This window comes from Leyella stercorea (assembly GCF_019052365.1).
In the GTDB taxonomy this organism is placed as follows: domain Bacteria; phylum Bacteroidota; class Bacteroidia; order Bacteroidales; family Bacteroidaceae; genus Prevotella.
In genome coordinates this window covers 1-1869 of the sequence record NZ_JAHQUY010000144.1, presented here as the reverse complement: position 1 = coordinate 1869, position 1869 = coordinate 1, and the positions used below count along the sequence as shown (strand labels likewise).

The following is a 1869-nucleotide window of genomic DNA, read 5'->3' as shown; positions in this document are numbered from 1 at the left end:
TCTATAGTAAACTTTTTACTTCCTTCATCATAGAAACTGGAAACACTTACGCTTTACCTGCTCTTTTTACACTTTTGCTAAAGAAGCCAAGAGCACTGGAAGATGAACTATACAGATCCAATCCAGACCCAAAATTAGTTGGTTTTGGAGGAATGACTCTTTCTGCCCCTTACATACGCAGTGACAGGGCTATGGTTAACAGATTACCCATTATGAAGTTCCTGTTACAGAGTTTCTATGATGAAGGAAGTAAAAAGTTTACTATAGACACAACACTTCCTTATCATATACCATCAGAAGAAGAGGTAGTTAAATTCACAAATGAATATGTCCAAAGTCAATATGCCAACAAAAAAGAATCTATATCTATCGGAGAAGAATACTTCAATGATATGTTTGAAGATATAAATGATCAATTAGATGTTTGACATATAAAACACGTAGCGGAGATTCTCCGCTACGTGTTTCATTTATCCGCCAGCAAGTCACTGGAAGATAGTCCGCTCAGGCTGGAAGATAGGCTGGCAGATATCCCCTTCTCAGCCATATCTGCCAGCCTCTATAGCTTTGATAATGAGCATCGTACAGCAATTCTGGAAGATATGGCAGATTTTTTCACGTACTTGATTTTATATAGATATCAATTACTATATTCCTGATACCGACTTTAATATCATTTTTCCGATTTTCCTCTCTATATCAGCTTTAGTAGTAGGAATATCAGCTTGGCGAGCTATTCAAATTACAGAATTTTGCCTCCCAAAAGTAAAGATTTCAAATGAATTATTTTTTTGTCTGAATAAGATTTTTTATCTTTGTAGTTAACAATTGGCAATTCTACTAAGAAAAAGTCTATTGGTTTAATCTAACCTCTAAACAATAACATTGGAAGATAATACCAAACAGTCTCTAACGGCTGACGCTTCATTGTATAATGAGCAGCCTACCGACACAGGCTCATCGTGTCCAAGTGCAAGACTTACTTCTTGTACGCCCTCCATCTCAAAGAACAAAGATGGGGTGTCGGTAGAGAATGTTATGTCGTTTCATATTTACAACTTTTCATAATATGAGTATATTAAAGCATAAAGACCTTCCAAAATGGCTGGATAAAATAATTTATAATGATTTTAAAGCCATCTTTGAGCCACATCCACAAGATGTGGTTTATAATCCGGATCAGCCGTATGAATTTGTAAAAATATATCTTGGTACATATTTTCCTCGAAGTTATGCGGAGTCATTTTGTATGGTCAATAACCTTTTTGAGAATAGCAATTATCTCTATAGTATTTACACTTTAGAAGAAGTAAACATTCTTGATTTTTGTTGCGGAACAGGAGGGGAAATAATAGGTCTTATAGATATCCTCCAGTCAAAATTGCCGAACCTTAAGAGAATAAACATTGATGCTTTTGATGCCAATCCTGATGCTATCCGTTTTTTGTATCATTTGATGGAATCTGTAGTAACGTCAGGCAACATTGTGGTTGACATAAATTTAAATCCGCAAGGAATATTTGTTTCTTCTGAGCAAGAACTTAGCGATTTGGTAAATTTAACGAATGTCCAATATCATTTCATTGTTTCATTCAAAGCTCTTAATGAATTCATTCAACACGGTACGTTTAAAAATAAGAATACTTATTCACTAATATCTTCTTATTTTCTACCATTACTTTCCGATGTTGGTGTGTTTATTCTTTCTGATGTAGCAACGAAGTTGAATAATAGTGAACGTTATTATCCACAGATTCTCAATGATGGTATAAATTCAATCGTAAGCGTATCCGCGATGCTAGTATATACACGTCAAAAAAATATCGCTCAAGTTTTTATTCTTGAGCGATATTTTTTTGTTTCCATTTA

Annotated in this window: 2 protein-coding genes; both read left to right on the top strand. The window is 34.4% G+C overall.

The features are described 5' to 3' along the window. Nucleotides 1–428 (top strand): hypothetical protein (locus tag KTQ90_RS13135; RefSeq protein ID WP_217318802.1); only part of this gene is annotated, 428 nt, incomplete at its 5' end. A 641-nt stretch (nucleotides 429–1069) separates the two neighbouring features. Next, on the top strand, nucleotides 1070–1869 hold an 800-nt coding region (locus KTQ90_RS13130), incomplete at its 3' end, for a class I SAM-dependent methyltransferase (protein WP_217318801.1).